At 41.0% G+C, this 26,533-nt stretch carries 15 protein-coding genes; 5 read left to right on the top strand and 10 right to left on the bottom strand.

Annotation, left to right across the window (positions count from 1 at the left end; translation table 11 throughout):
* Positions 1-2: 2 nt before the first annotated feature.
* The 6 genes from EJ995_RS04515 to EJ995_RS04490 form a co-directional block, all read right to left on the bottom strand.
* Positions 3-1,943 (bottom strand): alpha-amylase family glycosyl hydrolase, encoded by a 1,941-nt coding sequence (locus EJ995_RS04515; protein ID WP_317126816.1) that lies wholly within the window; start codon positions 1,941-1,943, stop codon positions 3-5.
* A gap of 23 nt (positions 1,944-1,966) precedes the next feature.
* The gene (locus tag EJ995_RS04510) at positions 1,967-4,084 is read right to left on the bottom strand and encodes a glycoside hydrolase family 97 protein (RefSeq protein ID WP_126446028.1); all 2,118 of its coding nucleotides are present in this window, start codon (positions 4,082-4,084) and stop codon (positions 1,967-1,969) included.
* 3 nt (positions 4,085-4,087) lie between these two features.
* Positions 4,088-6,391 carry a glycoside hydrolase family 65 protein gene (locus EJ995_RS04505; RefSeq protein WP_126446026.1) on the bottom strand — a complete coding sequence of 768 codons (2,304 nt, stop codon included), beginning with the start codon at positions 6,389-6,391 and terminating at the stop codon, positions 4,088-4,090.
* Positions 6,391-7,053 (bottom strand): beta-phosphoglucomutase, encoded by a 663-nt coding sequence (gene pgmB / locus EJ995_RS04500; RefSeq protein ID WP_126446024.1) that lies wholly within the window; start codon positions 7,051-7,053, stop codon positions 6,391-6,393. The genes EJ995_RS04505 and pgmB overlap by 1 nt, the downstream gene beginning before the upstream one ends.
* A complete protein-coding gene (locus EJ995_RS04495) occupies positions 7,046-8,491 on the bottom strand; it encodes an MFS transporter (RefSeq protein ID WP_126446022.1) in 1,446 nt (481 codons plus the stop codon). Before EJ995_RS04495 ends, pgmB begins: the two co-directional genes overlap by 8 nt.
* 116 nt (positions 8,492-8,607) lie before the next feature.
* Positions 8,608-9,627: a LacI family DNA-binding transcriptional regulator gene (locus EJ995_RS04490; protein ID WP_126446020.1), complete on the bottom strand. Its 1,020-nt coding sequence runs from the start codon at positions 9,625-9,627 to the stop codon at positions 8,608-8,610.
* A gap of 190 nt (positions 9,628-9,817) precedes the next feature.
* Between EJ995_RS04490 and EJ995_RS04485 the strand changes: the two genes are divergently transcribed.
* From EJ995_RS04485 to EJ995_RS04465, 5 genes are all read left to right on the top strand, one after another.
* Positions 9,818-12,730, top strand: coding sequence for a SusC/RagA family TonB-linked outer membrane protein (locus EJ995_RS04485; protein WP_126446018.1), 2,913 nt, complete (start codon positions 9,818-9,820; stop codon positions 12,728-12,730).
* Positions 12,731-12,742: 12 nt separating this feature from the next.
* Positions 12,743-14,344 (top strand): RagB/SusD family nutrient uptake outer membrane protein, encoded by a 1,602-nt coding sequence (locus tag EJ995_RS04480; protein WP_126446016.1) that lies wholly within the window; start codon positions 12,743-12,745, stop codon positions 14,342-14,344.
* 19 nt (positions 14,345-14,363) lie between these two features.
* Complete coding sequence (locus EJ995_RS04475) at positions 14,364-15,473, top strand: SusE domain-containing protein (protein ID WP_126446014.1); 1,110 nt, start codon at positions 14,364-14,366, stop codon at positions 15,471-15,473.
* Between the two features lie 63 nt (positions 15,474-15,536).
* On the top strand, positions 15,537-18,269 hold the full coding sequence (locus EJ995_RS04470) for an alpha-amylase family glycosyl hydrolase (RefSeq protein WP_126446012.1): 2,733 nt from the start codon (positions 15,537-15,539) through the stop codon (positions 18,267-18,269).
* Positions 18,270-18,505: 236 nt separating this feature from the next.
* Positions 18,506-18,739 (top strand): hypothetical protein, encoded by a 234-nt coding sequence (locus EJ995_RS04465; RefSeq protein ID WP_126446010.1) that lies wholly within the window; start codon positions 18,506-18,508, stop codon positions 18,737-18,739.
* Between the two features lie 49 nt (positions 18,740-18,788).
* Here the strand turns inward: EJ995_RS04465 and EJ995_RS04460 are convergent, their stop codons facing one another.
* The 4 genes from EJ995_RS04460 to dnaE form a co-directional block, all read right to left on the bottom strand.
* Positions 18,789-19,715 carry a DUF58 domain-containing protein gene (locus EJ995_RS04460; protein ID WP_126446008.1) on the bottom strand — a complete coding sequence of 309 codons (927 nt, stop codon included), beginning with the start codon at positions 19,713-19,715 and terminating at the stop codon, positions 18,789-18,791.
* A gap of 182 nt (positions 19,716-19,897) precedes the next feature.
* A complete protein-coding gene (locus tag EJ995_RS04455) occupies positions 19,898-20,899 on the bottom strand; it encodes an NADP-dependent oxidoreductase (RefSeq protein WP_126446006.1) in 1,002 nt (333 codons plus the stop codon).
* 225 nt (positions 20,900-21,124) lie between these two features.
* Positions 21,125-21,445, bottom strand: a complete 321-nt coding sequence (gene trxA / locus EJ995_RS04450; protein WP_126446004.1) for a thioredoxin — start codon at positions 21,443-21,445, stop codon at positions 21,125-21,127.
* Between the two features lie 661 nt (positions 21,446-22,106).
* Positions 22,107-26,459 (bottom strand): DNA polymerase III subunit alpha, encoded by a 4,353-nt coding sequence (dnaE, locus tag EJ995_RS04445; protein WP_126446002.1) that lies wholly within the window; start codon positions 26,457-26,459, stop codon positions 22,107-22,109.
* Between the last annotated feature and the right edge of the window lie 74 nt (positions 26,460-26,533).

Below are 26,533 nucleotides of genomic sequence, written 5' to 3'. Positions count from 1 at the left end.
GCTTACTCGATATCGATAATCATACTGTGCTCTGCACCGATGACCAATTTTCCTGAAAGCGGTAATCTAGAATCGTCGATGATATCAGTTCCATGCGTTGCGCCGTTGAAACCTTCTTTAAATCGGCTCATGTCTAGCGTGACAGGTTTGTCATTGTTATTAATGATGACCATCACGCGATCTTTATCATTGTGTCTAAAATAGACATAGCAATTATTCTCTGGCACAAAGTGAAGTAGCTTACCTGTGTGAAGTACCTCTTTGTTCTTTCGGTAATTCAATAGCTTTTTGGTAAAATCCTGATAGGCCTTTTGTTCTTTGGTTGGCTTTGTAAAGGCATTAATCTTATCACCTTTCCAACCGCCTGGGAAATCTCGTCGTATGTCGCCATCACCAACTGTATCACGATTACCAGCCATACCTATCTCATCACCATAATAGATTTGTGGTATACCACGAGTTGTTAGGATCAGTGTCATGGCGAGTTTGAATTTCTCTAGATCTCCATCCAGAACACCGTTGCCACTCAACCTATTGGTATCGTGATTACCTGCCATTACCATAATGTTATTGACATCAGCATATAGAAAGTCATTGACAAAATTCTCATAGACCTTAACCATTCCTTTATCCCATTGCTGATCTTTCTCATTAAAAGCAGTCAAGACAGCATCGTGCAGTGTAAAATCCATCACGCTGGGTAAATGGGTATTATAACTTTGAATGGCAGCTACTGGACTATCCTTTTGCCAGAAAGCGATTTGCGCCTGATCATGCATCCACGTCTCGCCCACGATAGTAAAATTGGGATATTCATCCATGATTGCCTTAGTCCATTTGGCGATTCCTTCTTTCTCGTTATAAGCATAGGTATCCACTCTCAAACCGCCGAGTCCTGCATATTCAATCCACCAGATAGCATTTTGAATCAAGTAGTTCAAGACTAGTGGCTCACTTTGATTTAAGTCTGGCATGCTACTTACAAACCAGCCCTTTTCTGCATAGGTCTCGTCACGATCACTTGCATACGGATCTAATTGTGTAGTTTGTCTATAACTACTGTTGGCATAACCAGCGACAGGAAAATCACGATCCTTATTATCATCAAATTGATGTATCCAGGTTTGCGTGGGTAAATCATCCATCATCCAGTGCGTTGCACCCCAATGGTTGGTTACATAATCCATGATGAGTTTCATGTCTCGCTGCTGCATTTGATCTGCCAGTTCTCTGTATGACTCGTTTGAGCCATAACGTGGATCGATGCGGTACACATCGCTCGCTGCATAGCCGTGGTAGGAATAACGCTGGTCGTTATCTTCAAGCAGTGGAGTGCTCCACAGAGCTGTGACGCCTAAATCCTCCAAATAATCCAAATGATCGATCACACCCTGAATATCACCGCCGTGACGGCCGCCTTTGAATGATCGGTCTGATTTTTCAGCCATTTCATCAACGATATCGTTGCTAGGATCACCATTAGCAAATCGATCTGGCATGATCAAATAGATAGCATCGCTAGAATTAAAGCCTTTACGTAGTTTGGAATTCGGATTGCGTTCTAATAATTCATATTCCAAGACGTAATACGTGTCATAAATATTGTAACTGATCGAATAAGTCCCAGGTCCTTTTCCTTTAGTTTCAAGCGTTACAAATGCATAATTGGGATTCTCAGTTCTACGCACCTTTACTATAGGAAGATCACTTTCAAAATCAACCTGCCCCATATATTCTCCATAAAGCATTACTTCTACCTGAGAATGTTCCATATCAGCCCACCAATTGGGCGGTTCAACACGATTCGGCATGTAATCTTTTCCTGGATTTTCTTGAAGTGAAAGCTGATTGGTCTGTGAAAGCTTTTTTGAAAAAGTATTATGAGATTCCGCTTTCGCGAAAGCTGAAACAAAAACAATCAATGAAAGAAGTACAATTCTCATAATATCAATTTTAAAAATGAATTCTAATCGACCTCAACAATACTGATCCCAAAGCCACCACCAGGTGCCGTGTAAATCTTAAGGTCGGATTTACTCGTTACCTTTTTGGTAGTGATCTTATACGCTTGCGGATTTGTCTTATAGTGCGCATCAGCCGCATCTGCATAGATGGTAGCAATGTACTTCTTGCCTTTTTCTAAGAAATCGAGATCGACTAAAGCTGTTCTAGGTGTTGTACCGTTGCTATTACCCACAAACCAATTGTCACTGTTTTTATCCTTGCGTGCTGTAGTGATATACTCGCCAGGCTCTGCTTCTAGATAGACGCTTTTTGACCAGTCCACTGGAACATCCTTGATAAACTGAAAGGCATCAAGAAACCTGTTATAATTCTCTGGCAAGTCTGCTGCCATTTGCAGCGGACTGTACATCACGACATATAATCCTAGTTGATTGGCGATAGTGAAATTTCCGTGTGAGTCATTTAGAGGATTGAGCTTTGAAATGTCCATCTCAAAAATCCCAGGTGTGTAATCCATAGGACCGCCTATCAATCGTGTGAATGGTAAAATGGTCGTGTGATTAGGTTTTGAACCGCCAAATGCCTGAAACTCTGTACCGCGAGCGGACTCGTTACCTATTAAGTTAGGGTACGTACGAGCTATTCCAGTAGGCCTTACTGCTTCATGAGCGTTGATCATAATCTCATAATCTGCTGCTTTTTCCAGAACATATTGATAGTGATTGACCAACCACTGTCCATAATGATGCTCACCACGCGGCATTACATTACCTACATAACCAGTTTTTACTGCATCATAATCGTACTTTTTCATGAACTGAAAAGCGGTGTCTAGATGGCGTTCATAATTGCGGGTCGCACCGCTTGTCTCGTGATGCATGATCATTTTGACATCGTTTGCCTGCGCATACTCATGGACCTCTTCTACATCAAAATCTGGATAAGGTGTGACAAAATCAAAAACATAATCCTTTGAATTACCAAACCAATCTTCCCAACCTACATTCCAGCCTTCAACTAAGACAGCGTCAAAACCATGCTTTGCAGCAAAGTCTATATATTCTTTGACATGCTCTGTGGTGGCAGCATGTGTGCTGTTAGGCTCTAGCTTGCTATAATCTGTTTTTCCTAATTGGATAGCAGGAAGCTCGTCTGTGTAAGACCATGAGCTTTTTCCTGTGATCATTTCCCACCAGACACCTACATATTTGACTGGCTTGATCCATGAGGTATCCTCAATTGCGACTGGATCGTTCAAATTATAGGTCATGCGAGATGCGAGAATATCGGTAGCATCGTCGCCCACAATTACCGTACGCCATGGTGTAGTCGTTGGCGCTTGCATATAGGCCTTGTCACCGTTCACATCTGGTGTCAAGTGCGAGGTAAAAACCATGTTCTCGTCGTACAGCATCAAATGCATGGCGCTGTAATCGATAAGCGCCGCCTCGTGAATGTTGATGTACAACCCATCGTCTGTTTTCATCATGAGTGCCGTTTGAACGCCTGTAGGTTTGATAGGCGTTTGGGAAGCGTTGCCTGAAATGGAACTCTCGTGCAATCCTCTAATTTCTGAGAGTTTTGAAGTTGTGTAATCGTACTCCTGCGTGTCATAATCTCCTGCAATCCAGTAAGCGGTATGATCGCCTGTCATGGCAAATTCGGTAAGCTCTTCCTTGATGATAAAGTAGGTAAACTCTTGTTGCGGGAACTCATATCTGAATCCTAACCCATCATCAAAAAGCCTGAATCGCAAGGTCATCAAGCGATTGGTTTCCTTTTGTTTCAAATCGACTTCTAGCTCGTTGTAATGGTTTCGTATTTCAGATTCCTCACCCCAAACAGGTTCCCAGGTCTCATCAAATGTGCTGGTTGCGGTACCCACCATTTCAAAATCATTCTTCAAGGACTTCTCGTCGTCTTTTATCTCAAATCCCAATGAGCTGGTCTCAACAACCGCATCACCCTTATAATCCAACTGGTATTGCGGTGTGCCCTCTTGTGACAATGACACCTTGAGTTCAAATGCCTTGTTGGGCGATGTAATGGTTTGTGCTGGGCACGCTTTCGCGAAAGCGTAATACACAACAATCAACCAGATAAAAGAAAGCCTTTTCATAGTCTAAGCGTTTACTGCAAGTGGCTCGAGTGTGAGTTTCTTGCCGTTCAAAATAATATCCTGCGACTGGTAGCCCTGAAGCTGTACCGTGGTTGCACTGTCTGATACATTAACCGTCAAAATCTGATCCCTAAAGTTGATCTTGAAGCTGAAAGATTTCCATTGTTTAGGTAGTCTAGTCTCAAAACTAGGCATATCGTTGACGATCTTGAAACCGCCAAAACCTTCTACAATGCTCATCCAGGTACCCGCCATACTGGTGATGTGGCAACCTTCTTCTACCTCTTTATTGTAATCATCCAGATCTAATCGAGATGTGCGCAAATAGAATTCATAGGCTTGATCCATGCGATCTAGCTTAGCGGCTTGAATACTGTGAACACATGGTGACAGTGAACTCTCGTGAACGGTCAACGGTTCATAGAAATCAAAGTGTTTCTCAAGTTGTTCTTTAGAAAAATGATCCTCAAAAAAGTAGAAACCCTGTAAAACATCTGCTTGCTTGATGTAGCAGCTGCGTAGGATGCGGTCCCAAGACCATTTTTGATTGATCGGTCTGTGGACAGCCTTGAGTTCTGACACTGGAATTAATTCCTTGTCCAGGAATCCGTCTTGTTGCAGATATATTCCTAACTCCTTATCATAAGGCATGTACATATTATGTGCGACTTCCAGCCATGAGGAAATCTCACCATCTGTTAACGAGGTCAAGCCAATCACTCGATGATAATCGTCTTCATGACCGCTCTTTACTTTCTTTATATGCTCAACGCATTGCTCAATACACCATTTGGCTATATAGTTCGTGTACCAGTTGTTGTTGACATTATTCTCATATTCATTAGGACCAGTCACACCTAGTATCATGTATTTATCGACGCGAGATGAATAGGTCGAACGCTGGTGCCAGAATCTAGCGATGGCAATCATGACCTCGAGACCCATTTCTGGTATGTAGTCGTAGTCACCAGTATATCGTACATAGTTATAAATAGCAAAAACCATCGCACCGTTGCGGTGTATTTCTTCAAAAGTAATTTCCCACTCGTTGTGAGATTCCTCGCCATTCATTGTTACCATAGGATACAGAGCAGCTCCATTAGAGAATCCCAACTTCTCGGCATTCTCAATGGCCTTGTCTAGCTGCTCATACCTATAGGTCAATAAATTTCTTGCGACATGTTGATCTTTGGTCGCCATGTAAAATGGAATACAATAAGCCTCAGTATCCCAATAGGTGGACCCACCGTATTTCTCACCAGTAAATCCTTTGGGCCCGATATTGAGTCTGGCGTCTTTACCCAAATAAGTTTGATTGAGCTGGAAGATATTAAAACGTATTCCTTGTTGCGCTTTCAAGTCACCTTCAATAGTGATATCTGCCATTGCCCATATATCTGCCCATGCGTCTATCTGGTCCTGTAGTAATTGCTGGTAGCCTTTATTTACGGCGTGGCTAATGGCAGCTTTGGCAGCGTCCATCAATTCAAAATGCTCGTGATTCAAACTGCTGGTGTAACCTGCATATTTGAGTAATGTTGCCGTCTCGCCTTCTTCAAGCTGGGTGGCTACCTTGTGACGTATTACAGTATCGTTTTGATCAAATGGGTCTGCATACTGGACATGCTCGCCGTCCTTGTATAGTTCTGATTGCATATAGGTGCAGACGTAGAAGTTTGTTTTATTGGTACGACTGCGTATAAATGCTTGATGATCTTTTGAAGTGAGCTCTTCTACTTCCCAAAAGGCATCATCCCAATTTGAATCCTCATTGGTGATTCCTGCATCAATATATGGCTGAAATGAAATACGCATATCACCTTTTACTGCGGTAATACTGTAATTTATAACACCCAACTCGTCCTTGTCAAGACTCAAAAATCTGCGTGTCTTGATGGCTATCTCTTTATCATCAGTAAGCTCAATGTTAAAGCTGCGCTCTAGCCAGCCTTCTTTCATGTTGAGTTCTTGCTTGTAATGATGTACCTGGTCGTAAGTTGCAAGGTCTAATGCCTCGCCATCGATAAAAACATCGATACCTATAAAATTAGGAGCGTTCAAAACCTTGGCAAAATATTCTGGATAACCGTTTTTCCACCAGCCTACTTTGGTTTTATCAGGGTAATAAACGCCAGCAACGTAGCTTCCTTGAAACGTATCACCAGTGTATGTTTCTTCAAAATTTGCTCGCTGACCCATCGCGCCATTACCAATTGAGAATAGACTCTCGCTAGATTTGACAAATTCTGGTCGCCATCCCTTCTCGATGATCGACCATGCGTTGGGTATGATATATTCTTGATTCATTACTTCTCTTTCTTCAATAGTTGATCGATGTAGTCTGCTGGCATTTCATTAAATCCTGCAAAAACTTCATCGGCTTCTTTTAAATTTTCTTCTTTTCCTATTCCTATGCTGATCATTCCTGCGGCGTTTGCCGCCTGGATTCCTGCAATACTGTCTTCAAAAACGACACACTTTCTTTTATTCATATGCAGCAAGTCTGCAGCCTGCAGAAAAACCTCTGGATCTGGTTTTGCATTGCTGACGTCTGTTCCATCCACGATGGCGTCAAATAAGTCGATAATCCCGAGTTTTTCTAGAATAGGACGAGCATTCTTACTCGCACTTCCTAGGGCTATGGGTTGTTCGCTTTCGCGTAAGCGTAATAAAAAATCATGTACTCCTGGTAGAATATCATCTTGAGTAAGCGTCTCAACCATCTCGAGATATTCCTCATTCTTCTGGACTAGTTTCTCGTCAAAGGTTTCTTGATCGATGGTTTTATTGCCCCATTCTAGAATCTTTTCTAGTGATCTAACGCGTGACACTCCTTTGAGTTGCTCGTTTTCCTTTTCTGTAAAATTGATGTCTAGACTTTTGGCCAGTCGCTGCCATGCGACAAAATGAAACTTTGCCGTATCGACGACGACGCCGTCTAGATCAAATATGAATCCTTTCTTACTCATTATCTATTGAGGGTTGATAGGTTATTGCGTTTTTATTGGTGATTAATAGGTTTGATACTGCACTGAGTAACAAGAAAATTCCTGCGATGGTCATAGCATGGATAGATTCCTCGCCTATAAGACTGCTCAAGAATACTACACCACTTAAAGCTGCCACGATTTGTGGTATCACTATAAACATGTTGAAAACACCCATCATCAAGCCCATTTTTGAAGCCTTGACACTACTGGATAGCATGGCATACGGCATTGACAATATGCTGCCCCAAGCGATACCTATTAAAGTAAAGGATAAAATAAGGTAATCAGGTTGTCCTGGAATGTACAGCATGAGCAAAAATCCTGCTGCTCCTAGTGTCAAACTGGCCATGTGTACAAACTTTCTATTGATACTGTTATAAGCCGTATAAAAGGTAAGGGCAAGTGCAAATATCATGGAAGACAAACCGTAGATTCCCATTTTTGAACCTACATCATCTGATGCGTCATTGTAGGCTTTGTCTTGTGTTTTATAATCGTCTTGTGCTGCTTGATTTAGAAATAGTGTAGCCTGATTTGCATCTAACAACACTTCATCATTGTCATCTAATTGTGCGAAATCTTTGACATCAGGTTTAGGCGCGTTATATACATGCTCGGTAAGTGCTGGGTTAGCCAGTGTCCACATGGCAAAAAATGCGAACCATGAGAAGAACTGAACAACTCCCAATTTTTTCATGATGGTAGGCATGAGCGCATAGGTGGATAGTATGGTCGCCCACATTCCTTTTTTCTCCTCATGCTCGTCAGCATCATCAAACGCTGCCATCTGTTCTGGCGAGTATTCCTTTGTAGTAAATATGGTTACTAGAATAGAAGCCATAAAAACAAAAGCACCAACACCGAAGGCTACTTTAACCGAATCTGGAACCACACCAGGCGCGGCCTCGTTTGAGATTTCTAGCGTATTATTCATGAATTTAGGCAGGTTACTGGCGATCCAGGTACCTACACCTATTATTAAGGTTTGTACTACAAACCCGTAACTGCGTTGTGATTCTGGCAATTTATCTGCCACCAAGGCACGGAAGGGCTCCATACTTATATTAATTGAAGCATCGAGCACTAGCAATAATCCAGCAGCGATCCATACCTCACTTGAGTATGGCATAAAAAGAAGCGCAATAGAACTAAGCACAGCGCCAACTAGAAAGAAAGGACGACGTCGCCCTAGACGCTTGTGCCAGGTATTATCACTCATATAACCTATAATAGGTTGTACGATAAGTCCAGCAAGAGGTGCTGCAATCCACAATAATGGGATCTCATCCTTATTTGCTCCTAACGTCTCAAAAATGCGTGACATGGTAGAACCCTGTAGGGCAAAACCGAATTGAATACCTAGGAATCCAAAACTCATGTTCCAGATGTCCCAAAAACCTAACTTGGGCTTTTGCATATCGTTATTTTTAAATGACGATAAGCCTTATGACTTATCAAAACTCAATCAATGTGTGTGAAAGAAGATAAGTTTTGATAACTACAACTTAATGTAGCGATGTAAATATATTAAGATTATGGCGTGCTTTCACGTTCTACGAGCGAAGTTTTTACGATAACGGTTTCGTAGCTTTCTTCAATAGTTTGAGGCGCCTCTAGTCTCTCAATGAGCTTTGCAGCGGCTAGACCACCCATGTCTTCACCTTTTTGTCCTATGGTTGTAAGTGTAGGACTGGCATACTTGCTCAACATACCATCTGTAAAAGCAATGATGCTTGCATCATCAGGAATGGATTTACCTAGTTTTTGCAAGGCCTTGCTAGCGGTCACGGCAAACAGTTCATTCACCGCGATGATACCGTCATAGTCCGTATCCTTTAAAAAGTTTTCGATAATTGTCGTAGAATTTTCGGTATCCTCGATTTTTAAGACATCCTTATCACTTACTTCAATACCTCGTTTAAGTAAAGCTTCTTTAAAGCCTTGAGTGCGCAATCGACCCACATTTACATAATCTACGGTTGATATAATAGCTAGTTTACTCTTACCCTTACGTAGTAAAAACTCTGTTGCGCTTTGTGCAGCAGCCACATCATCGATAATAATCTTATCACAAGGAATACCTTCTACCGCACGGTCAAACATCACGATAGGCATACCTTGATTGAGCACCTCGCGCAAGTGATGGTAGTCCTGGCGTTCAAGGGTTTCCTTAGATAGACTCATGATAAAGCCATCTATACTACCATTTGCTAGCATATCCATATTCACAACTTCCTTATCAAAACTCTCACCTGACAAGCAAATAATCACTTGATAACCTTTGTCATTAGCGACTTTCTCTATACCTGAGATAACGGTAGCAAAGAAATGGTGAACAATTTCTGGAATGATCACCCCTATTTTTTTAGTCTTTTGGTTCTTAAGACTTAGGGCGATATTGTTGGGCTTATAATTATACTTTTTAGCATAATCCTTGATTTTGTCTCGCGTCTCTACACTTATCTCGTGCGAGTCGCGCAAGGCTTTAGACACGGTAGATATGGACACTTTTAAGTCCTGTGCTATTTTCTTGAGGGTCAGTTTTTGAGGCATGTGTGCTGCAATATGTTGGTAAGGATACCGCTTTCGCGAAAGCGTAATATAGAAAAACTAAATCTACTATAAAAACCGAAAACGTTTTCGTAGAATCAGTAGCTATTAGATAACCTTAACATTAAATTTACATACTTTTATGCCGTGTGAGAAGAAGATAATCTCTAATCGTTTAATTCAAACTTCAGAAATGATTCAAAAAATTAAATTTGCCTTGATATTACTGGTGCTTCCAGCAATAGCGATGGCGCAAAATGTGGTCACTGGTACTGTTACCGATACCGCAGCAAATCTTCCTGTACTAGGAGCTTCAGTGGTTGTCAAGGGAACTTCAAACGGTACTTCTACCGACTTTGATGGAAAATACACGCTTAATAATGTGCCTGATGGTGCGACCCTTGTGTTTTCTTATTTAGGATTCACACCTCAAGAAATAGTTTATACTGGTCAATCAGTGATAAATGTAACTCTAGAAGAGAGTGCTGATCAACTGGATGCTATCGTATTGATTGGTTACGGTAGCACTACTCAAGAGAATGTTACTGCGGCACAAACCACAGTAAGTGACGAGGAATTTAATAAAGGAGCCATCGTTTCTCCAGGACAATTGCTGGCTGGTAAGGCTGCTGGAGTCCAGGTAACTGCTGCGACTGGTCGTCCTGGTGATGGGCCACGTATTAGAGTAAGGGCCGGTTCTACGCTAAGTGCCAATGCAGATCCTCTATATGTTGTTGATGGTATACCGCTGGACTCAAGAAATGCCAATTTAAATACCATAAACCCAGCAGACATTGAATCATTCACTATTTTAAAAGATGCGAGTGCAACAGCTATTTATGGTAATAGAGCATCTAATGGTGTCATCCTGATCACGACTAAGAAGGGTAAATTAAACAGTGACTTACAGGTAGGTTACAATGTTCAATTTGCTGCAAACCAAAACACAGATGAGGTAGACGTTTTGACAGGAGATGAATTTAGAGCCTTAATCAATGAAATTGGCAGTCCAGAGGACATCGCGTTATTAGGAAACGCAAATACTGACTGGCAAGATGAGATTTACCAAACAGGAACGCAGGTTATACATAATTTTACTGTTGCCAAAGGTTATGAAACTACCGCTCTACGAGCTAACATAGGTTACACTAACCAAAACGGGACACTGAAAAGATCAGGTTATGAACGTGCGAGTATAAATGCAAGTGTCATACAAAGATTGCTGAATAATGATCTAAAACTGACCTTATCTGTACAGGGAGCTATGGAAGGTATACGCAACGCAGATGAAGGTGCCATAGGATCTGCCATTGATTTTGACCCTACTCAACCAGTATTTGCTACTAATGGCCCGAATGGATTCTTTGAGTATAGACTAAATAATGGGAATGTAGATGGTCTTGCCCCAAGAAACCCTGTTGGATTACTGGAAAGCTTAATTGCAGAAACAGAAAACAATCAAATAAGAACTACCCTTCAAGCGGATTATAAAATACCAGGAGTTCCTGGGTTGTCATTCAACGGTACTGCAGGTATCGATTACAATGAGTTTGAGTCATTCTCTGGCAGAACAGCTGGTTCAGGCGTATTGGAAGCTAGCAGCAATCCATTTCTTAACAGTTTCAATGATGGATTTAGGGTAAACCAATTGTTGAACGGACGATTTGATTATAAAACGGATCTATCTGGTATTGACTCTTCATTAGAATTAACTGTTGGTAGTAGCTACCAAGGATTTAGAAGAGAGAACACAAGCTTAAATTTTGATGCTGATAGAAATCCTATTGAAATTGACGGTTTCAATGAAAACATTTTGATTTCCTTCTTTGGACGTGCATCTATTGATATTTCAGACTTATTAGTATTATCAGCAAGTATTTCTAGAGATGGAACTTCCCGATTTTCACCAGATAATCGCTGGGGTACATTTGGAGGTGCCAGTGCAGGTTTAAAATTGACTAATCTCGACATTATTCAAAATAGTAATATCATTTCTCAATTGAAATTAAGAGGTGGTTACGGTGTAACTGGACAGCAGGATATTGGAGAAGACTTCCTATTCATCCCGAGATCAACACCTAGTACTGATCAGGCTCGTGTGCAAATAGGAGAGCGCTTTTTTAGAACAGTGCGTCCGGAGCTAGTAACTGACCTTAAATGGGAAGAAACTAGCCAATGGAACGTTGGTATTGACTACGGTTTCTTTGATGATAGGCTCTATGGGTCTGTTGATGCATACACTCGTGATACAGAGGACTTATTACAATTCGGCCCGCTTGCAGCAGGATCGCTGGGCAACTTTGCTTTGCAAAACGTAGGTGCAACAAATAGTCGCGGTATCGAGATTGATGCTAACGTGGATCTATTTAGAGGTGAAGGTTTTAACTGGACCGTTGGTGGAAACTTAACGTTCAATGAAATCGAGATTACTGACCTGTCTCTAGGCGATAATGATGCACCAGTACCACAAACGCCGGTAGGTGGTGCAGGCTTTAACAACTTTATCCAAGAATGGGCTGTAGGAGCAGATCCAACAGCTTTCCTTGTTTACAGACAAGTTTATGATGCAGATGGAAACCCATTAGACGGTGTTTTCGTAGATAGAAATGGAGACAACGTTATAAATAGCGAAGACAGAGTACGTTACAAGAAAGGTAACCCTGACGCGTTCTTTGGTTTTACTTCTAATATGAGCTACAACAACTTTGACATGAGTTTTACATTGAGAGGTGCAGTAGGTGGATATAACTATAATAACGTGCGCGCGGCTAGAGAAAACGCAGACGCCATCACAGAGAATCCAGGTAACTGGCTAAATAACTCAACTGATGGTATTTTAGACGATCGATTTAGTAGTGCTCCTTTACCTCTACTATTCTCTAGTGAATATGTGGAAAAATCAGACTTTGTTAGACTGGATAATCTATCGTTAGGTTATACGTTTAATACCGACACACTTAGAAGCATAAGAGCCTCAGTCACTGGAACTAACCTCTTTGTTATCACTGACTATAGTGGACTAGATCCAGAAATAGGAAATGGTGTTGATGGTGCGATTTTCCCACGTAGTAGAGGTATCATTTTTGGCTTGAATTTTGAATTTTAAAATAAAACGCAAATGAAAATATATAAATCAATTATTATCCTGTTTTTCGCAGCTGCAACGTTTGTTGCGTGTGAAGAAGCATTAACACTAGAGCCGGAAGGAAACACTTCTGCATCGGGTGCTCTTGAAAGTCTGGAAGACTTTGAAGGTAGATGGGCAAAATTGTATGCCGGTCTTATTATAGGCGGTCAACAAGGTGGTGATGGCGCTGCAGATATCCAAGGTATCGACGGTGGTTTTTCAAACTACAGCCGTCTTTATTGGAAACTACAGCAACTTACTACGGACGAGGCAATTATTGCATGGAACGATGGTACTATAAAAGACTTGCACTGGCAGGTGTGGACTCCAGAAAATGAATTTATCGGCGCCATGTTTGCAAGATTGAGTTACCAGGTAACCCTTGCAAATGCATTTATTAGAGAAGCCAATGAGGACGCACTCGCTGCATCATCTCTATCAAATGGCGAGCAGGAAATAGTGCGCGGCTATGTCGCTGATGCACGATTCTTAAGAGCATATTCTTATTACCATGGACTTGACCTCTTCGGCACATTGCCTTTTACTACAGAGGATACTGCTGAAGATGGTTCTGAATTGCCAGAATTCATTTCAGGTACAGACCTTTTCAATTACATAGAATCTGAGTTGTTGGACGTAGTTGACGAGTTACCTAGCGGTAAAGGCGATGAATATGGTAGAGTAAGTGAAGCAGCCGCACAGATGTTACTGGCTAAATTGTATTTGAATGCAGAAGTATACACTGGTCAAGAGCGTTATGAAGATGCTTTGAGATTTACAAACGCTGTAATAGATCAAGGATACAGCATTGACACAGATCTAGGTTATGAAGCCCTTTTCTTAGCAGATAATGATTCAAATGGTGCTCAAGACGAGTTTATATGGACACTGAACTATGACGGTAACAATACCCAGACTTTTGGTGGTACCACGTTCCTATCACATGCTCCAGTAGGTGGGCAAATGGATCCAGCTGATTATGGTCTTGACTTTGGTTGGGGTGGAATTAGAACGACTCCAGAATTTGTTGAACTGTTCGATGATGAAGAGGATTCAGAAGATGGTAGAGCAAATTTCTTCACCAGTGGTCAAGACAAGAGTATTGAAAATGTAGGAGACTTCCAAGATGGCTTTGCTATTGTGAAATTTCAAAATGTGAATCTAGATGGCACACCTGGTGTGAATCCGACCTTTGTGAGCACTGATTTTCCAGTATTTAGGCTTGCTGATGCTTACTTAATGTATGCAGAACTTGTTGTAAGAGGTGCAGGTGGTGATGAAGATACTGCAGTTGATTACATTAATATTATTAGAGAAAGAGCCTTTGGCGATGATGATGAGGATGACTATGAAATTGATGAGGATGACTTGTCCCTAGAATTTATTCTTGATGAGAGATCACGTGAATTGCACTGGGAAGCACATAGAAGACAGGATCTCAAGAGATTCAATCAATTTACTACTAATGGTGTATGGGAATGGAAAGGAAACGTACAAAATGGTGTTACCACTCCAGCATTTAGAAACCTATTTCCTATTCCTACGACAGAACTTAACTTAAATTCAAATCTTGTCCAGAATCCTGGATACTAATATTATAAACTGTAAAAAAATGAAAAAGTTTTCAATCCTTTTGTGGTCTTTTCTAGCGATCACGGCAGCTATCTCCTGTAGCGATGATGATGAGCAATTGTTCATAGATCAACCAGATTCACAATTGAGCTTTAGATCTCAAGCAGCGTCTTCTTATATATTAACGTTTGATACCCGTGCTAATCTTGCCGAGCGTCTCGTATGGAACACTCCATCATTTGACACTCCAATATCGGTTAATTATGAGGTGCAGGCATCTGCAGATCCTAATAATTTTGATGATGCAGTTACTGTAACAACAACTAATGGTGATAGCGCAGATTTGTCTGTTGAAAGACTTAATGAATTATCTGCAGAGTTAGGTCTTACTCCATTCTCTGAAGGTGTTATAGCCATGAGAATTGTTGGAACGACGGCGGATAATGACATGGATCCATTAGTATCTGACGTTCTAATCTTACCAGTTACTCCTTACACGACAGATTCACCTAGACTTTATGTTCCAGGAAATTATGCAGAAGCTAGTGGTTACGGGTCCAACTGGAATCCAGGTGATGATGAAACTCCATTTCTTGAAGCAGTAGAATTTGGTAGTACAGAATATGAAGGCTTTATCTTTATGGCAAATGAATCTCCAGAATTCAAATTCACTCCAGGTCGTACGTTTGATGACGCTTTTGGTGAAGGTGACGACGATGATTCATTGAGTACAGATGGTGGCAACCTTAGCGTTGATGGACCTGGATACTATTACATCACAGTAAACACAGATCCTAATGGTGATGGTGATTTCTCTGACGCAACTTGGAGCGCCGCAGATCGTCAATGGGGTATCATTGGACAAGCAACAACTCCAACAAATTCTGCTGGTTGGGGTGATGAATTGGATATGACGTATGATCCAGATTCTAAACAATGGAGTGTTAACCTAGATATGGAAGCTGGTGAGTTTAAATTCAGAGCGCAAACTTGGGACTTCCCAACTGCAAACTTTGGTCAAGGTGACGACGGTGATAATGATCTAGAATTTAATGCTGGTAATCTAGCTGTAGAAAATCCTGGCAGCTATAGAGCAGTTTTAGATTTGAGTACTCCACGCAATTATTCTTACGAATTGATTGCTCAATAATTTCAATAAAACTTTAAAGAGGGCTGTTCGCAGCCCTTTTTTTTGCTTAAAACCTTATTTGTTATGAAATATAGATTACTTGCAGTGTGTTTATTTGTTTTTGCTTTCGCGAAAGCGCAACAACCTGTAACTACAGAACCATCCACGCCTACTCAAACAGATCAGGTTACACTTGTATTTGACGCGACGGGTACTGCTCTAGAAAATGAGACAGGTACGCTTTATGCCTATACTGGTGTTACCGTAAACGGTGAGCGCTGGCAAAACATCATTGTACCTGATTTTAATCAAAATAGTGGAGCGCCGCAGTTTGTAAATACAGGAGGCAATATCTATAGACTTAATTTAGGCTCAAGCCTAGAGAGTTTTTACGGAGTAAATCCAAATGATGTAATAAGTGAGATATGTCTTGTCGTACGTAACGCGAGTGCATCGCAACAAACAAGACCAGATATATTCCTACCTGTTTTTGAAGCTGGCTTGAATGTTTTGATTACGGCACCTGACAACAATGAGATTATTACTGCTGGTACCACCCTAGACATAGAAGGAGATAGTAGCTCGTCAAGTGCAGATTTAGATCTACTAGTAAACGGTATATCTATTGCCACCGCTAATGGCAGTAGCATATCGCAAAGCTATACTTTTAGTACCACAGGAGATTATACCATTCAATTGAATGGAAGTACATCAAATGAAACTGCATCTAATAGTATAACTGTTTTTGTCCCAGGAGCCACTGTCAATGAGGCCAGACCTGTTGGATTGCAAAATGGTGTCAACGAAAATGAAGACGGAAGTGTGACATTTTTACTTGCCGCTCCAGGAAAAAGCGATGTCAATTTAATAGGTAGTTTTACGGACTGGAACTTGAGCACTCAGTATCAAATGAAAAAAGATGGTGAGTATTTTTGGATCACCGTTCCTTCTGATGAATTTGAGAGTGGTGAGACCTTTGGTTATCAATATCTAGTAGATTTTGACATTAAAATTGCTGATCCATTTAGCACCCTTATCCTAGATCCAGGAAGTGATCCATTTATCAAGGATGGTAATTATCCTAACCTTCCAGAATACCCAGAAGGTCAAACTGAAGGTGACGTATCATTACATACTTATGACAAGGAAGAGTATAATTGGACCGTTAATGATTTTGAACGACCAGATCAAGAAAACCTGGTCATCTATGAGTTGCTAGTAAGAGATTTTTCCGATGAGGATAGTTATCAAGCAATTATTGACCGAATTGATTACATAGAAGATCTAGGTGTCAACGCTGTTGAATTCATGCCACTTAATGAATTTGAAGGAACTGATAGTTGGGGTTACAACCCAAAATTTCATGGCGCTATTGATAAAGCGTACGGCCCGCCAGAAAAATTTAAAGAACTGGTTGATTTGCTACACTCTAAAGGTATAGCTGTAATTCTTGATGTAGTTTACAATCACGCCTTTGGACAAAGCCCATTGGTACAAATGTGGCCTGATGGTAGCGGCTTCAACGCTGGACCAGACAATCCTTATTTAAATCAAACGCCTAGACACCCTTTTAATGTAGGTACAGACTTTAATCATGAGAGCCCGTGGACCAAAGAGTACGTCAAACAAACATCTATATACTTCATCAATGAATATAGATTAGATGGCTTTAGATGGGATTTATCTAAAGGTTTCACGCAAACTAATTCTGGCACAAATGTAGGTGCATGGGGACAATATGACCAGTCACGGGTAGATATTTTGAACGAGTATAAAAATGATATCCTAGCCGCTACTGACGATGATATCTATATGATTCTAGAACATTTATCAGACGCGCCAGAAGAGACAAGACTTGCTAATGATGGCTTTATGTTATGGGGTAATATGAATACCCAATTCGGTCAAAATAGTATGGGTTATGCTGAAAACTCTAATGTATTCAGATCTTACTTTACATCACGTAATTTTCAAGATCAACACCTTGTAGCTTATGCAGAGAGTCACGACGAACCACGTATGGTTTGGAAGAATCTTGAATTTGGTAACGATACACGCAACAATCATGACGCGTCAGAGCTTGATACAGCCATAGAAAGGCAAGAGGCTATCGCTGCAATACTTTATAGTATACCTGGACCTAAAATGCTGTGGCAATTTGGTGAGATAGGATATGAGATAGACATAGATCAGAATGGTCGTACAGGCAGAAAGCCTATACCGTTTGAAGAAGGATATCTTGATAATGAAGATCGCAATGCTCTTTATAACGTTACTAGTGAAATGATAAGCCTGAAAGTGAAATATCCTGAAACGTTTAACACTAGAAATAACAACCTGGATTTAGGCGATTTGACCAAGCGTGTGACGCTTGATGGTCCTGAGTTTGACGTGGTCACAATTGCTAACTTTAATGTGGTCCCACAAAGTGTAGCGCCTAATTTTACACAGACTGGAATATGGTATGATTACTTTAATAATGAGACCATCAATGTTTCTGACACTAATGCTCCTATAACTTTAGAAGCAGGCGGATATCGCGTATATAGCACGCAGCCACTGGACACCACGGCATCCGTTGATGACAGTGTAGTATCAATTGATAGTATAACGATGTACCCTAATCCTTCTAGCGGTAGTATATCTTTTAATCAGGATATCGATAGGTTGATTATATATAATGTAACCGGTCAACAAGTTTTATCGATTACTGGTAATCAAAGTACTTATGACATAAGCTCTTTGTCATCAGGCGTTTACATAGTTGATATTGAGAAAAGCGACTCAAATAGCACTTTAAAACTTATCAAAAGATAAATTTTAAACGTGGTTTTTTGGAAATCTTTAAAATAGCTGCTATTTTCACAATAGCTTAAAAAGTCCCTAACACTTTTAAGCTTGTAAGTAACCTTTACTCTTTTCATATTTATATGGTTACAAAAAACCTGTCCGGCCCCAAGGACAGGTTTTTTATTTTGTAAGAATTTCATTAAGAGATAATTAAAACTTTCTCTTAATTCAATAACATACATTTGATGTCTAAATAATTTATAATGAAAAAGTATTTCCAGCTTACCCTTTTATGCCTAGCACTAAGTTCAGCACTTATATCATGTCGCGATGAAGAACAGACTCAAGATGAAAAAGTTCAAGAAATGATCGATAACGGCGATGAAGTCAAGATCAAAGAAGACAAGGTGAAAATCGAGAATGCTGACGGCTCTGAAACTAAAATTAAGTATGATGAAGCTGGCAACGTTGAGAAAATTAAAACTGACGATAACTAGATTTAAGTTATTGCAAAAAATTGAAACCGATCTTGATAGATCGGTTTTTCTATTTAAAGAGTTGTCGCTCTAATAAAAACGTCGTCAGTACCACATTAAAATCTTGCTGAATATTGACCGGCATGTATTTTATTCTATACTGTCCAGAACGTAACCTCAGTCTATCAAAATATGTTTTGACGGCTTCTCGATAGGCATCCTTTACATTATCCGCATACAAGTTGATATGCTCACCTGATTCTACATCAACAAACTTAGTGGGGCGATTATCAAAGTCAAAATTTACTTCGGTATTGCTGTCATGAACATGAAATAAAACTACATCATGCTTGTTGTATTTAAGATGCCTCAAGGCCTCAAACAATTCATCCTCGTGTTTGTCTGCCTGAAACATATCGGTGAATAGAAATACGAGTGATCGCCGTTTGAGATTTTCAGCAATCTCGTGCAGGTATTTATAAGTGTCGGTTGATGAACTGCTTTCATTGACACTTATCTGCGATAGCTGATCCAGCAGCATCTGGTGATGACGCTCGCCTCCTTTTTCTGGGGCGTAGTATTCGTATTCACTGCTATAAACACTTAATCCTACTGCGTCGCGCTGCTTTTTTAGGATATTCATGACACAGGCGGCTGCAAGTGAGGCGTACCCTATCTTATTAAGGCTACCCAGCTGCTGTTTATCCACTTTGGGATAATGCATACTTGCACTATTATCTATTATAAGATGACATCGCAAATTGGTTTCCTCGTCAAACTTCTTAGTATAATATTTATCAGTCTTAGCATAAAGCTTCCAGTCTATATGACGTGTGCTCTCACCTTGATTGTAGATCTTGTGCTCTGCAAACTCTGCGCTGAAACCGTGAAAAGGCGATTTGTGCAAACCGCTGATAAAACCTTCAACTACTTGATTGGCCAGTAGTGCTAGATTTTGAAAACCTTGAGTTTTATTGAGTTCGTCTTGCAGATTCATAAAGTGAAGATACGCAATCGGTTTTCAGTTATCAGTTAACAATTATAAGTTGACAGTCTCTTGACCTCATAAAATAGCTAGCACGTCTTATTGATTGTGATGGGAAACGATAAACATTAAATACTAGAATCAATCTATTCAAGTTTTATCCAGTTGAGCCGTGTTCAGAATCAGGTTCATGTTCAATCTCCAACCTTTACGACCATTTTCCCTTTATTCTTGCCATCAAACAAATCGATGAATGCTTGTGGTATCTCGTCAAAACCATCTACAATAGTTTCCTCATGTTTGAGTTTACCTTCTTGTAACCATTGAGCCAGCTGCTTGATACCTTCTTGAAATCGATCTTGATAGTTACTCACGATAAATCCCTGCATTTTCACACTCTTTTTTACCAGAGTGACTTCAAGTCGCGGTCCCGTAGGTTGTCCTGTTTCATTATACAGTGCTATCGCACCACAATTGATCACACGCCCATGGCGATTGATTTTATTCATGGCGGCGTCTAGAATCTCGCCACCTACATTATCATAATACACATCAATACCGTCTGGAGTAGAATCCTTAATCGCAGCCGTCATATCATCTGTTGATTTATAGTTGATACCTGCGTCCACGTCAAATTGCTCCTGGATCATGTTGATTTTCTCGTCGCTTCCTGCTATACCTATAACTTTCATCCCATAGATCTTTCCTATCTGTGAAGCTACAGATCCTACGGCGCCAGCTGCGCCAGAAACCAGCAAAGTCTCGCCTTCCTGCGGCTCACCTATATCTGTCATCCCAAAATAAGCAGTAAGACCTGTCATGCCCAGAATTCCCAGATAAGCGCTTAACGGCGCTTGATCAGGATCTGCAGGGCGCAGTTCACTCGCATCGCTGGTTTGATACATCTTCCAATCCAGCATACCTACCAGATGATCACCTTCTTTATACTGATCGTGCTTGCTTTCCTCAACTATGGCAACAATGCTTGATTTTACAGGCGCGTCAAGCTCAAATGGTTCAATGTATGATTTCTCATCTCTCATCCTACCGCGCAAATAAGGATCGACAGACACGTACAAAGTCTTGAGCAATACCTCACCATCCCTGGCGGTAGGCTTGTCAATTTCCTCAAATTTGAAATCACTTGTCTGTGGTTTTCCTTTAGGTCGATTGACCAGTAATATTTGCTTGTTCATCGCTTTTTTTCTCAATATAAAGAGTAAGCGCGTTCTGCCTTGCTAGGACAATGCTAATATCCAGCAAGCATGCGTTAAATTATGTTATGGAGATGGTGGCGTTTCAGCTTTCGCGAAAGCAAAATAGCTACGATCAATTTTACTGATAAAGAGTGTCAAGGTTTGATCTTACCACATAAAAAAGCCCGTCCAAATGGACAGGCTCAATGCTATAAATAATAGATTCTAGTTGAGTAAGGAATCCAATGCGTCTGTGTATGCGTTTTTAGGAGCGACACCTACCTGGCGTCCTACAACCTCACCATTTTGAAAAACCAAAACTGTAGGAATGTTGCGCACTCCATATTTTGCAGCAAACTCTTGGTTTGCATCCACGTCCATTTTGCCTACAACGGCTTTATCTGTGTATTCCTCAGAAACCTCATCAATGATAGGTCCTACCATGCGACATGGTCCACACCATGCTGCCCAAAAGTCCACCAATACTGGCTTATCACTCTTGAGTACGGTCTCTTCAAAATTTGCGTCTGTTATTTCTAATGCCATAATATTCTACTTTAATGTTATAAACAAAAATAAGCAAAGCCTGCGCCATGGCGTTGTTTATAGTATCGTGCTTACTTATAGAGATATTTGATTAGGTAATTGAAACTAATCTGGCAGAACAAAAGAATACATCTCACAAAAAGCCGTAAAACTTACTCTTATCAAGTAAAGGTCAATTAAAATGAATAATAAAGGCAATATGCATGCTAGAATTGAAGACTTAGATTTTCTTATGAATTTGTACAATAGTATAAAGCTCATCAAAACAGTACCCAAATAGATCATCAATGACAAGTCTGATATGTGTTGGTAAAACCTACATCCTGCTCCATCAGAGACTAGGTGAATAGAGTATATCATCAGCACGACAGATAACAAGATGAATGTACTTCTATAAATGGTATGAAATGACGGAGTATAGTTTTCAATCCAAAGAATGCATAGTGCTAAACTGCTGCATATCAAATAGAAGTAATTCAAAAAAGAATTTTGAGGATTATTTCCCGCTAACGAGTCCAAGAAAAAATAAATTATCCAGAATAAGGAAACCACAATCGAATAAACTATTGCGGATTTCAATACGTAAATGATCCACTTATTTAAATTCATCACTAAACTGCGTTTACCATTAAATCTAAATCGGACTAAACAGAACAGATATTTACTGATTCACATTATAGCTGATGTCTTCTTTATCCAAAATCTCCAGCAACTCTGCAGTGACGTTCACCTTTTGCAGCTTGCTGGACATGTTGATAGATATTTTCTCCTCATAATCTTTGAGGTTAAAATATAAATGGTGATCGCCACGATGTTTCTCCAACACTTCCTTGAGCATCTCTACCCGTTTCTCCATCACCTCGCTAGCGTGTAACTGGATGGTCAAGGATTGCGCAGCGCCCGTCATGACATCCTGTAATTGCTGCATCTCCAAGAAGTTGATGCGTGGATCACGTGGCTTGCCTGTGTTCTTATCAATCCAGCCTTGTTGCACCTTGATGCGTGCATGCAAAAAGGTATTAGGAACGAGAAAGTGTCTAAATTTTAAATACTCCTCATTAAACATGCGGAATTCATACGTATCCTTATAATCCTCGAGAACAAACGTTCCCCAAGGTTTGTTGGCCTTGGTCATGCGGTGCTGGCACTCTGTAATTACACCACAAAAACTGAGCTCTCGATTCACGACTAAATTTAAGTCCTGCAAGCTCTCAAGGTTAGAATTGCAGAAGAATTCTATCTCCTTTTTATAATCATCTAGTGGATGACCAGATATGTAAATGCCCACAACCTCTTTCTCTCGTTTGAGCTTTTCCATCGTGCCCCATTCTTCACAAATAGGCAATTGCGGCTCTGGTATTTGCACCTCACTAGCTTCTCCAAAAAGGCTGACCTGAGCGCTGTTCTCATTCTCCTGAAATCGCTGTGCATACTTGACTACTGACTCCAGGAATATCTGACCATTATCGCTGGTATGAAAAAACTGAGCGCGATTGTCACCACCTAAACCATCAAATCCACCGCTTAAAGCGAGTGCTTCAAAAGACTTTTTATTAGCCGCGCGTAAATCAATGCGTTTGGCCATATCAAAGATGCTGTGGTATGGCGCCTCTTTCCTGTTCTCAATAATGGTCATGACAGCACTATGACCTAGACCTTTTACCGCACCCATTCCAAATCGCACTGCACCATTCTTATTTACAGTAAACTTATAGTTTGACTCATTCACGTCAGGCCCCAAAACATCCAGTCCCATGCGGCGACACTCGTCCATGAACTTGGTCACGTCCTTGATCTGGTTCATGTTATTTGACAGCGTTGCCGCCATGAACTCTGCTGGATAATTGGCCTTTAAATAGGCCGTTTGGTAACCTATCCACGCATAGCAAGTCGAGTGCGATTTATTAAAGGCATAGGATGCAAAGGCTTCCCAGTCTTTCCATACCTTTTCCAGTATCTCGCGATCATGGCCGTTGCCTTCACCAGCATCTAGGAATTGTGGTTTCATCTTCTGCAGTGTTGCCATCTGCTTTTTACCCATGGCTTTACGCAAAACATCTGCATCACCTTTGGAGAAGTTTGCCAGCTTTTGTGATAGTAGCATTACCTGCTCTTGATAAACCGTGATACCATACGTTTCCTCAAGGTATTCTTCCATCGCTGGCAGGTCATAAGTGATCTCTTTGCGACCATGCTTGCGATCAATAAAGTCTGGAATGTATTCTAGTGGTCCAGGACGATACAAGGCATTCATGGCAATCAAGTCGGCAAACTGTGTAGGCTTTAGATCACGCATGTACTTTTGCATACCAGCACTTTCATATTGAAATATTCCAACGGTCTCACCTCGCTGAAATAGCTCATAGGTCTTATCATCATCCAGCGGTATGGCTTCTATATCGAGTTCCATTCCATGGCGCTCTTTTATAATAGCTACCGTATCCTTAATCTGACTTAAGGTTTTGAGTCCCAAGAAGTCCATTTTAAGCAGGCCAGCGCTTTCCACAACGTTGTTGTCAAACTGCGTGACGTACAGGTCAGAGTTTTTGGCAGTGGCGATAGGTACAAAATTGGTCAGCGCATCTGGTGTGATAATCACACCACAGGCATGCACGCCTGTATTGCGCACAGATCCTTCTAGGATTCTAGCTTGTTTCAAGGTCTCGGCAGCAAGATCTGTGCCTTCACTTATCTGGATAAGTTCGCGCACCATCTCTGCATCATCACTACGGAAAGCGCCGCTTATCTTGTTAGGTTCTAACGCAAAAATCTTTTTGAGTTTGGCAAAATCTGGAATCAGCTTTGCGATTCTATCGGCATCGCCTAGAGGTAAATCGAGTACGCGAGAAGTATCGCGTATGCTGGATTTTGCCGCCATGGTACCATAAGTGATGATTTGCGCGACTTGATCGCTACCATACTTCTCGATGACGTAATCCATGACCTTACCACGATTCTCATCGTCAAAGTCAATGTCAATATCGGGCATCGATACACGATCTGGATTCAAGAAACGCTCAAAAAGTAGATCGTAATGTATTGGATCAACATTTGTAATCCATAAGCAGTACGCCACCGCACTACCAGCAGCAGATCCACGACCTGGACCTACGGCCACATCCATTTCTCTAGCGGCTTTTATAAAGTCCCAAGTAATCAAGAAATAACCTGGATAACCGGTTTTCTTGATGGTTTGTAACTCAAAATCTAGTCGTTCCTTTATTTCATCAGTCAGCTCGCCATAACGCTTTGCCGCACCTTCATAGGTAAGATGTCTCAAATAGGCATTCTCACCACGATTCTCATTATCGTGCTCATCGCGCTCATCGATGAACTCTGCAGGGATATCAAACTTGGGTAGCAAAACATCGCGTGCCAGTTCATAGGATTCGATCTTATCTACTACCTCAGCAACGTTTAAAATAGCCTCGGGCAGATCCTTGAAAATTTGCTTCATCTCATCGCTGGACTTGAAGTAGTACTCCTGATTGGGCAATCCATAGCGATAACCGCGACCGCGACCTATAGGTGTGGCCTGCTTCTCATTATCCTTGACACATAATAAAATATCGTGTGCATTGGCATCTTCCTTATGTATATAATAGGTGTTGTTTGTAGCGACCAGCTTTACATCGTGTTTGCGAGCTAGATCAATGAGAACCGCATTCGCACGCTGTTCATCTTCTTGATCATGACGCATGAGTTCTACATACAAATCATCTGCAAACTGTTCTTTCCACCAGATGAGTGCTTCTTCTGCCTGCTTCTCTCCTATGTTTAGGATTTTTGATGGTACCTCGCCGTACAAGTTTCCTGTCAGCACAATAATATCTTCCTTGTACTGCTCGATCAACTTTTTATCAATGCGAGGCACATAGTAAAAGCCTTCTGTGTAAGCTAGACTCGACATTTTGGAAATGTTGTGGTAGCCATTTTTGTTTTTGGCAAGCAGCACTATTTGATAACCATTGTCTTTAAAAGACTTATCATACATGTCCTCACAAACTTGAAACTCACAACCTATGATAGCCTTGATAGGTTTCTTTTCTTGCATGTTCTCGTCTGATGTGAGACTGGCGTTATATGATTTCACCGCCTTTACAAAATGAAAGGCGCCCATCATATTGGCATGGTCCGTCATGGCAACGGCTGGCATATCATTAGCCGCCGCGGCATGTACTAGATCTTGAACGCTGGCTGTAGATTGTAAAATCGAGAATTGACTGTGGTTGTGTAAATGGGCAAATGGCGCGCTACTCAACTCGTCCAGATTCTCTTCAATTTCTTGATCGGTAATCTGGTTTGAGGAACTTGTTGCCAGGCGTGCAGATGCCTTTTTCAAGTTCACATGCTCGATGCCTGCAGGTTGGATGGTGGTTGGGTTGCTTTCGCGAAAGCTAACAAAGTACCCAGCTGCCTGCTTTAAACTAGCTAGCGAGAATTGTTGTTGCCTTATGAGCTCTAGGAATACCCTAGTAGTCGCCTCAACATCTGCAGTGGCATTGTGTGCCTCGCTAAATTCCTGATTAAACAGAAACTTGTAGATCTCAGTAAGTGTAGGCAGTTTGAACTTACCGCCACGGCCACCTGGAATCTGGCATAATCTCGCAGTATCTTCAGTACAGGTATCAAGTACCGGCAATTTGTGTAGATCGTTTGCAATGTTAGCACGTATAAATTCTGCACCAGTGACGTTAAGGTCAAATTCTAGGTTGTGACCCACAACAAAGGTGGTCATCGCCAGTGCATCATTGAATTTTGCCAGCACTTCTTGCAAGGGTAATCCTTGATCTTGAGCTAGTGCGGTAGAGATACCATGGATTTGCTCTGAATCGTAAGGAATATCATAACCATCAGGTTTTATAAGGTAATCTTGGTGGTCAATCATGTTACCTAGACCGTCATGCAGTTGCCATGCAATTTGAACTACTCGAGGCCAGTTATCAACTTCAGTATAGGGAAGATCCCAACGTTTAGGCAGTCCAGTAGTCTCGGTATCAAATATTAGGTACATAGGCAAGAATAAAGCAAGAGATTGAGTTGCATAAACTTGATAATCAGCGTTTTGACGGCTCACTCCATTGTTAC

This window comes from Nonlabens ponticola (assembly GCF_003966335.1).
In the GTDB taxonomy this organism is placed as follows: Bacteria; Bacteroidota; Bacteroidia; order Flavobacteriales; family Flavobacteriaceae; genus Nonlabens; species Nonlabens ponticola.
Note: the sequence above shows the minus strand (reverse complement) of the source record. Positions and strands in the feature narration are given on the sequence as shown.